Genomic DNA, 9,405 nt, shown 5'->3' with positions numbered 1-9,405 from the left:
TGACGAAGAACAGGAGCGGAAAGGACCAAAAAATCGCCCAAAGCACACACGAAAACGGATACATCAAGCCAAGAAAAACTTTTTGGAGAAATTCAAAACAGCTTCTAAATGTGGCGGTAAAGATAGGTAATATTGGCGTCTTGTCCAAAACCTGCCGGATTTTGTGTGTAGGATGTGGAGAAAACTCTTCCCTTCATCTTGGTTTTCATGCTGAAAAGCATGTCAAATCATTTATATTTTCGGTCAAAATGCGCATGATAGCGTATGATTGATTCGCTTATCTTTGCAGCAAAAGAAAATTTGGTAACATTAAACTCGGAACAGGCTATGACAAAATGCTTTTTCGCCGTCGACCTCGGGGCTACCAGCGGGCGTACGATAATAGGCTCTTTCACTCAGGAAGGACTGGTAACAGAAGAAATGAACCGTTTCCCCAATCATATCATCGAGACGGGGGGACACTTCTACTGGGATATCTACGAACTTTACCGGAACATTCTGGAGGGGCTGAAACGGGCTGCGGCGCGTGAGGACATCGAAATCACTTCGATCGGCATCGATACGTGGGGCGTGGATTTCGTGTGCGTGGGCAAGGACGGAAGCCTGCTGCGCCAGCCTTATTCGTACCGCGACCCGCATACCGAGGGCGCTCCCGGGAAGTATTTCGAACGGGTGCCGCGCAGCCGGGTGTATGAGTTGACCGGCATTCAGGTGATGAACTTCAATTCCATATTCCAGCTCGACACGATGCTCCGCCACAAGGACAGTGCGCTGGAAGCGGTAGACAAGCTCCTCTTTATCCCCGACGCGCTGAGCTATATGCTTACGGGCGAGATGGTGTGCGAATATACCATTGCCTCTACCGCCCAGCTGGTGAACGCGAAGACGCGCCGCCTGGAGCCCGAGCTGCTGAAAAGCCTGATGCTGGACGAAGACAACTTCGGCCGCTTTGTCTATCCGGGCGAGACCGTGGGCACGCTTACCGAAGAGGTGCAGCGCATCACCGGGCTGGGAGCCGTGCCCGTGATTGCCGTAGCCGGACACGATACGGCATCGGCGGTGGCTGCGGTTCCTGCGCAAAACAAGAACTTCGCTTACCTGAGCAGCGGCACGTGGTCGCTGATGGGGGTGGAGACCGATGTGCCGGTCATCAACGCCGATACCGAAGCTTTGAACTTTACGAACGAAGGCGGAGTGAACGGTACCATCCGTCTGCTGAAGAATATCTGCGGCATGTGGCTCTTGGAGCGTTGCCGTGCCGGATGGGGCGAGACTTCGTATCCCGAACTGATAGCCGAGGCGAATGCCAGCGAACCGTTCCGCAACCTGATTGCGCCCGATGACCCTGTCTTCGCCAACCCTGCGGATATGGAAGAAGCCATCAAGGCGTATTGCACGGCACACAAGCAGCCTGCCATCGAGACGCGCGGGCAAATCGTGCGCTGCATCTTCGAGAGCCTTGCCTTGCGCTACCGCCAGGTGCTGGAAAACCTTCAGACGCTTTCGCCCAATCCGATAGAAGTGTTGCACGTCATCGGCGGAGGAAGCCGCAACGAGCTGCTCAACCAGTGGACGGCAAATGCCATCGGCATCCCCGTGGTTGCGGGTCCGTCGGAAGCTACTGCCGTGGGCAATATCATGATTCAGGCGCTGGCTGCCGGAAAAGCTACCGACATCCAGCTGATGCGTCGCTTCGTGAGCCAGGCGATTCCGCTCAAGACCTTCCAGCCCCAGCACAAAGAGGTATGGGACGCCGCTTATTTGCAGTTTAAGACGGTGACACAATAATATAAATAGGAGTTAAAGGGGAGTTATTTCAGGGAGTTAAAAGGAGTTAGAAGCCAATACTTTTACTAATGGAAGCCATAGCAGAACTATTGGCATTTAACTCCTGCCGAAGGCATAACTCCTTTTTACTCCCTTTAACTTCCCCAAATAATTCCTTCTATTCAATAAAACTTATTCATTAACATAAAAAACAATACTATTATGAAAGAAGAACTCGTAAACAAAGCGTATGAAATCGCGAAAGAACGCTATGCGGCTGTAGGCGTAGACGTGGAAAAAGTAATGGAAACCATGCAGGACTTCCACCTGTCGCTGCACTGCTGGCAGGCAGACGATGTCATCGGATTCGAAACCGGAGCAGGCTCGCTGACCGGAGGTATCCAGACCACCGGAAATTATCCCGGACGTGCACGCAACATCGACGAGCTGCGCCAGGATATCCTGAAAGCCGCTTCGTACATTCCCGGTACTCACCGCTTGAACCTGCACGAAATCTACGGTGACTTCCAGGGTGAACCCGTAGACCGCGACCAGGTGGAGCCACGTCATTTCCAAAGCTGGATGGACTGGGGAAAAGAACACAACATGAAGCTCGACTTCAACTCTACTTCTTTCTCGCACCCGAAAAGCGGGAGCCTGACATTGGCTAATCCCGACGAAAGCATCCGCCGGTTCTGGATTGAGCACACCAAGCGTTGTCGTGCCGTGGCGGAAGCCATGGGCGAGGCACAGGGCGACCCCTGTATCATGAACGTATGGGTGCACGACGGAAGCAAGGACATCACCGTGAACCGCATGAAATACCGCGAACTGCTGAAGGATTCGCTCGACCAGATTTTCGCTACCGAATACAAGAACATGAAAGACTGCATCGAATCGAAAGTGTTCGGTATCGGACTGGAAAGCTATACCGTAGGCTCGAACGATTTCTACATCGGCTATGGCGTATCGCACAACAAGATGATTACGTTGGATACCGGTCACTTCCACCCGACCGAGAGCGTTGCCGACAAGGTTTCGTCGCTCCTGCTCTACGTGCCCGAACTGATGTTGCACGTGAGCCGTCCTATCCGTTGGGACTCGGACCACGTGACCATTATGGACGACCCGACACTGGAACTCTTCCAGGAAATCGTGCGTTGCGGCGCGCTCGACCGCGTGCACTACGGCCTCGATTACTTCGATGCCAGCATCAACCGCATCGGCGCGTACGTTGTGGGTAGCCGTGCGGCACAGAAATGCATGCTCCGCGCGCTTCTCGAACCGCTTGCGCAGCTCCGCCAGTACGAAGCAAACGGCCAGCTGTTCGAACGCCTCGCCCTGCTGGAAGAAGCCAAAGCGTTGCCTTGGAACGCCGTATGGGACATGTTCTGCCTGAAGAACAACGTGCCGGTAGGCGAAGAATTCATTGCCGAGGTAGAAAAATACGAGGCAGACGTGACATCGAAACGCGGTTAATCCTTGCCCGGGAGAAGTTCTAAAAAACGATTCAGATAATGGATATAGTAATCGGACTATTGATTATTGCTATCGGCGCGTTCTGCCAGTCGAGCTGTTACGTGCCGATTAATCGGATAAAAGACTGGAGCTGGGAGTCGTACTGGCTGGTTCAGGGCGTGTTTGCCTGGCTGGTTTTCCCGCTGCTGGGTGCGTTGCTGGCTGTTCCTGCGGGACACAGCCTTTTTGAGTTGTTTGCCGGTGCAAGCGGGCTGGATGTGGCAATGACCATCCTTTTCGGTGTGCTGTGGGGCGTGGGCGGACTGACTTTCGGGCTTTCGATGCGCTACCTTGGCGTGGCGCTGGGACAAAGCATCTCGCTGGGCACGTGCGCCGGTCTGGGCACCATTCTGGCTCCGGTGATACTGAACGTCTTCTATCCCGAGGCGCATCATCTGGAGAAGCTGACGGCTTCGGTCATCATCGGCGTGGTGGTGACGCTTGTGGGCATTGCCATCATCGGCGTGGCGGGCAACATGAAGTCGCAGAGCCTGAGCGAAGAGGAGAAAAAGGCGGCGGTGAAGGACTTCAATTTCCCGAAAGGCATTGCCATCGCCCTGCTGGCAGGGTTTATGAGCGGTTGCTTCAATGTGGGGCTGGAGTTTGGCTCGTCTATCCACTTCGAGGAGTCGGCGGATATGTTCAAGACGCTTCCGGCAACGTTCCTCGTCACGCTGGGCGGTTTTGTGACGAATGCCGTGTATTGTTTCTTCCAGAACGGGAAGAACCGCACGTGGGGAGACTATCGTAAAGGCAATGTATGGACGAATAACCTCGTCTTCTGTGCCCTGGCTGGCGTGTTGTGGTATAGCCAGTTCTTCGGGCTGGCACTCGGCAAGGGCTTCCTCACTTCGTCGCCCGTGCTGATGACTTTCGCCTTCTGCATCCTGATGGCGCTCAACGTGGTGTTCTCGAACGTGTGGGGCATCATCCTGAAGGAATGGAAAGGCTGCTCGCCGAAGACCATTACGGTATTGGTCATCGGTCTGGCGGTGCTCATCGTGTCATCGTTCCTGCCTCAGTTGCTGGGGTAAGCTTCTTTTTTCACCACAGATTACACGGATTAGAAAATTAATTATTTAATCTGTGTAATCTGTGGTGAAGAACTCATAAACTTAAAAACGAAAGAACTTATAAACTTAAAACGATATGGAATCAATATTGAACAACCGTCCGGCACTGGCTGCCGAGATTGGTAAAGTAGCAGAAGTCGCAGGCTATCTGTGGCAGAAAGGCTGGGCTGAACGCAACGGCGGAAACATCACCATCAACATCACCGAATACGTGGACGATGCCATCCGAACGATGCCCGCTATCAGCGAAGTGAAACAAATCGGTGCGGTACTTCCCCAATTGAAGGGATGTTATTTCTATTGCAAAGGCACGCAGAAACGGATGCGCGACCTGGCACGCGACCCGATGGCAAACGGCTCGGTTATCCGTATTCTGGATGATTGTGCCAGCTATGTCATCATCGCCGACCAGCCGGTGATGCCTACTTCTGAGTTGCCTTCGCACCTGAGTGTGCACAACTACCTGCTTTCGAAGGGTATGAACTACAAGGCATCGCTCCACACTCACCCCATCGAACTGGTGGCGTTGACCCATAACCAGAAGTTTATGCAGAAGGATGTCGCTTCCAACCTCTTGTGGAGCATGATCCCGGAGACGAAGGCATTTTGTCCGCGCGGCTTGGGAATGGTTCCCTACAAATTGCCCAGCTCGGTAGAACTGGCTGAGGCGACCATCAAGGAACTGGATGACTACGATGTGGTGATGTGGGAAAAGCACGGCGTGTTTGCCGTAGATACCGACATCATGGCGGCGTTCGACCAGGTGGATGTGCTCAACAAATCGGCACTGATTTACATCGCGGCGAAGAACATGGGCTTCGAACCCGAAGGCATGAGCCAGGAGCAGATGAAGGAAATGTCAGTGGCTTTCAATTTGCCGAAATGATGAGTTTTTCACCACAGATTACGCAGATTAAATAATTAATTTTCTAATCTGTGTAATCTGTGGTGAGATAAAAATAACCTTTAAACAAAACAGAACTATGTACAGAATGATTTTGAACGAAACCTCGTATTTCGGTGCGGGATGCCGCGAAAGCATTGGCACGGAAGCGCAGCGCAGAGGTTTCAAGAAAGCGTTTTTCGTGACCGACAACGATTTGATTCGTTTTCACGTGGCAGATAAAGTGATTGAAGTGTTCGACAAGAACAACATCCCTTACGAAGTGTATAGCGACGTGAAGGCAAATCCCACCATCGCCAACGTGCAGCACGGCGTGGAGGCTTATAAAGCTTCGGGAGCCGATTTCATCGTAGCATTGGGCGGAGGCTCGGCGATTGATACCGCCAAAGGCATCGGTATCGTGGTGAATAATCCCGAATTTGCCGATGTGCGTTCGTTGGAAGGGGTTGCCGATACCCGCCATAAAGCGGTTCCGACTTTTGCATTGCCTACTACGGCAGGTACGGGAGCCGAAGTGACCATCAACTATGTCATCATCGACGAGCAGGCTCAAAAGAAAATGGTATGTGTCGACCCGAATGACATCCCGTGTGTAGCGATTGTCGACCCCGAATTGATGTATTCCATGCCCAAAGGCTTGACCGCCGCTACGGGTATGGATGCCCTGACCCACGCCATCGAAAGCTACATTACGCCGGGTGCGTGGCTGATGTCGGATATGTTCGAACTGAAGGCTATCGAAATGATTGCCGGGAACCTGAAGGCTGCGGTAGATAATGGCAACGACCCGGTGGCGCGTGAAGCAATGTCGCAGGCACAATATATCGCCGGTATGGGGTTCAGCAACGTAGGGCTGGGCATCGTACACTCGATGGCTCATCCGCTAGGTGCGCATTATGACACACCTCACGGCGTGGCAAACGCATTGCTCTTGCCTTATGTGATGGAGTATAATGCCGAATCGCCGGCGGCTCCCAAGTATATCCATATCGCCAAGGCAATGGGAGTGGATACGGAAGGCATGACCGAGGCAGAAGGGGTGAAAGCAGCCATCGAGGCGGTGCGTGCCCTCTCGCTCAGCATCAACATCCCGCAGAAGCTGCACGAAATCGGTGTGCGCGAGGAAGACCTGCACCAGTTGGCAATCGATGCCTTCAACGATGTCTGCACCGGAGGCAATCCGCGTCCCACTTCGATAGAAGACATCGAAGCCCTGTATCGCAAGGCATATTGATATCTTTTTATATAAAATGGAGGAGGCCCGTTGTGGTCTCCTTTTTAATTTGTATATTTGCCATAATCCGTAAAATCCACACGTATGGCAAAATTATACAATGATACAGGCATGGAACTGAAATATCTTATCGTAAATGATAAAGACCGGAGCTTCGGGCTTTCAATCAATACGGTAGGTTATCAATCGATTCGTCCTAATTCTCCTTATCCGGTGCGGAATCATCCTACAGGATATTTTTTTAATGCCCAAAAAGGACGTGTCCTGCGTGAATATCAGTTGCTTTACATTACGAAAGGGCAAGGTTCTTTTGCATCCGATGATACTCCTGACCGGCAGGTGGGAAAAGGGCATCTGATTGTTCTTTTTCCCGGACAATGGCATACATACAAGCCGGATACGGCAACGGGATGGAATGAATATTACATTGGATTTGAAGGGACAATGGCCGACCAGCTTGTCAGGAATTCTTTTTTGACAAAAGATAACCAGGTGCTCGACATCGGACTGAATGAGGAGCTGGCCATGTTGTTTTCGCGTGCATTGGAGGTAGCTGAGGAGGATAAGACGGCGTCACAACAATATTTGGCAGGGATTGTATTGCATATGATTGGGTTGGTGCTTTCCGTATCCCGGAATAATGTGTTTGAAAAAGATAATGTGTCCGAGAAGATGGAACAGGCCAAAATTATCATGAACGAAAATCTTTGTCGGGAGATAGATCCGGAACAGTTGGCGGCACGGTTGAATCTCAGCTATTCGTGGTTTCGCAAGGCGTTTAAAGATTATACGGGATATGCTCCGGCAAAATATTTTCAGGAACTGAAAATGCGGAAAGCCAAGCAATTGTTGGTCGGAAGTACGCATTCGGTGAAGGAAATCTGCTTTATGTTGGGATATACATCTACCGAGCATTTTTCGAATTTGTTTAAGAAACATGCAGGGATTACACCATTGAAATACAGGGCATTCGGTAGGGATTTAAAATAATACCGGAATATTTCCTGTATATATATTCTGCATTTCGGTAAAAATGCTTATCTTTGCAGCCCGTTAAATGATAGAAAGGCTATGAAGGTTTTATTACAACATATTACTCCATGTATGTGTGCGTGTCTGCAAGAGAAGACGCACAGGAGGTTTGTTGTGCATTGGTTTACGGGCTTTATCTAAATGGTCGACAAGTAGGGAAGGTACGTTCTGTACTTTCCATTCCGGTTGTTTTTATAACAATGAATATCCTTTTTTCAGCCAATACATCCTTCATACATCAAGTCAAGAATACTTTTTGTAGAGATTCAAAAACGTTTCTAAACAGGCTCTTGGGGTGATATAAGGGAATGTATTGCTCTGTTTTATTTCTAAAGCTTAATGTGTTAGTTATGTTTACGGTTTTGTTCCTGTTGTTTATAGGGATAGGAATCGGTTATGTGTTTCGTCGGGTGACTTTTTTGCATCAAGTAGAGAAGACCGTTTCCTATACCGTGTTATTGATGTTATTTGTATTCGGCATCTCCATCGGGTCGAACGATGAGTTGGTTTCAAATTTGGATAAGTTTGGTTATCAGGCGGCTTTTCTCGCTGTATTGGGAACGATGGGTAGTCTGGTAGGAGGGTATTTCGCATACCGTTTTCTATTTAAGAAAGAAAGGAGGAACGATGAAGAATAGTTTGCTTATTATTTGTGTCTTTACGCTGGGTGGTATGTTAGGGGCTCATCATTGGGTTCCTTCAGAATGGGTGAAAGGGAATACCACGATGTTGATTCTTTATGCCCTGATTCTTCAAGTTGGCATTGGTATTGGTTCTAATAAGAATTTGAAAGAGATGCTTCATGCATTGAATTTCAAGATGTTGCTTGTCCCTTTGTCTACTATTGCAGGGACTTTGCTTTTTTCTTTTTTTGCCAGTTTTTTTCTGACGCATTGGGGTACTGCCGATTGCATGGCGGTGGGAAGCGGCTTTGCCTATTATTCTCTCTCATCGGTACTGATAACCGAAATTAAGAGTGCATCGGTGGGAGTGCAGGTTGCAGCGGAATTAGGTACATTGGCTCTATTGGCAAATATCATTCGGGAAATGATTTCGTTGTTGGGAGCCCCCTTCTTTACACGGGTTTTTGGTAGGTTGGCACCTATTTCGGCTGCAGGCATCAATTCAATGGATGTAATGTTGCCGTTGGTGTATCGGTACTCGGGGAAAAATTTAGTGCCATTAGCTATTTTGCATGGAATAATTCTGGAAATGAGTGTTCCTTTACTCATATCTTTCTTTTGTCGATAAAGTAAAGGATTTTATACCAGGTACGGTATGGATTTGTGCATCTTTATGGGGCATAGATAGGCATAGACAGACATAGCTCTTGTTTTTTGTTTCTGGAATTTATGCGTCATTTTCGTAAAAAAGATGATGTGCACATTGTCTTTATATACGGTGACATATGCGAAATGTGCAAATAAATACTGCGAGAAGTATCGTTCTCTTTTTATACGCACTTATATGTACGGGTCAACGGATATATCTTCCATGCCCCCGTTCATATAGGTGCTTTTTTGTATCCTTGCCTTCGGTTTTCTGTTGTTATATATATAATAAGGAGTATTGTTATTCTTACTAAGTTTTTTCCAGGTGTAAATATTTCCATATATATCTGTGAATATCAGCATTTTGCATATTTCACATGAAAAAAGTTTCAAAAAAAGTTCTCCAGTTGCTTGCAGTTCCGGTAAAAAGGCGTACCTTTGCAACCGCTTTCCGAAAGGGACGCCGCCTGAAAGGGTGACGGTCGGCGGGGGCGGCGAAAAAATATTCCGAAAAATTTGGAGGAATGGAAAAAACGCCTTAACTTTGCAGACGCTTTCCCTCAAAAACGGGAGCAAGATCTTTGATATGATTTGGATACAGGAAAC

9 protein-coding genes are annotated in these 9,405 nt (G+C 49.1%); all 9 read left to right on the top strand.

What is annotated here, in order from left to right:
• The first annotated feature begins 327 nt into the window (after positions 1-327).
• Positions 328-1,788 (top strand): rhamnulokinase family protein, encoded by a 1,461-nt coding sequence (locus B5F71_RS17590; RefSeq protein WP_087212911.1) that lies wholly within the window; start codon positions 328-330, stop codon positions 1,786-1,788.
• Between the two features lie 198 nt (positions 1,789-1,986).
• Positions 1,987-3,246: an L-rhamnose isomerase gene (locus tag B5F71_RS17585; protein WP_191762892.1), complete on the top strand. Its 1,260-nt coding sequence runs from the start codon at positions 1,987-1,989 to the stop codon at positions 3,244-3,246.
• Positions 3,247-3,284: 38 nt separating this feature from the next.
• Positions 3,285-4,319: an L-rhamnose/proton symporter RhaT gene (gene rhaT / locus B5F71_RS17580; protein WP_013618543.1), complete on the top strand. Its 1,035-nt coding sequence runs from the start codon at positions 3,285-3,287 to the stop codon at positions 4,317-4,319.
• Between the two features lie 115 nt (positions 4,320-4,434).
• Positions 4,435-5,244: a rhamnulose-1-phosphate aldolase gene (gene rhaD, locus B5F71_RS17575; protein ID WP_013618544.1), complete on the top strand. Its 810-nt coding sequence runs from the start codon at positions 4,435-4,437 to the stop codon at positions 5,242-5,244.
• A 97-nt stretch (positions 5,245-5,341) separates the two neighbouring features.
• Entirely contained in the window at positions 5,342-6,496 is a 1,155-nt protein-coding gene (gene fucO, locus B5F71_RS17570; protein WP_013618545.1) for a lactaldehyde reductase, read from the top strand.
• Positions 6,497-6,580: 84 nt separating this feature from the next.
• Complete coding sequence (locus tag B5F71_RS17565; protein ID WP_022038610.1) at positions 6,581-7,486, top strand: AraC family transcriptional regulator; 906 nt, start codon at positions 6,581-6,583, stop codon at positions 7,484-7,486.
• A gap of 392 nt (positions 7,487-7,878) precedes the next feature.
• The gene (locus B5F71_RS17560; RefSeq protein ID WP_022038609.1) at positions 7,879-8,166 is read left to right on the top strand and encodes a LysO family transporter; all 288 of its coding nucleotides are present in this window, start codon (positions 7,879-7,881) and stop codon (positions 8,164-8,166) included.
• The gene (locus B5F71_RS17555; RefSeq protein ID WP_022038608.1) at positions 8,156-8,779 is read left to right on the top strand and encodes a lysine exporter LysO family protein; all 624 of its coding nucleotides are present in this window, start codon (positions 8,156-8,158) and stop codon (positions 8,777-8,779) included. Before B5F71_RS17560 ends, B5F71_RS17555 begins: the two co-directional genes overlap by 11 nt.
• 369 nt (positions 8,780-9,148) lie before the next feature.
• Positions 9,149-9,405: hypothetical protein (locus tag B5F71_RS20825; RefSeq protein WP_206423859.1), on the top strand; the 257-nt coding region annotated here is incomplete at its 3' end.

Origin of the sequence: Bacteroides sp. An269 (assembly GCF_002159755.1) — a bacterium.
Lineage (GTDB): Bacteria > Bacteroidota > Bacteroidia > Bacteroidales > Bacteroidaceae > Phocaeicola > Phocaeicola intestinalis.
Note: the sequence above shows the minus strand (reverse complement) of the source record. Positions and strands in the feature narration are given on the sequence as shown.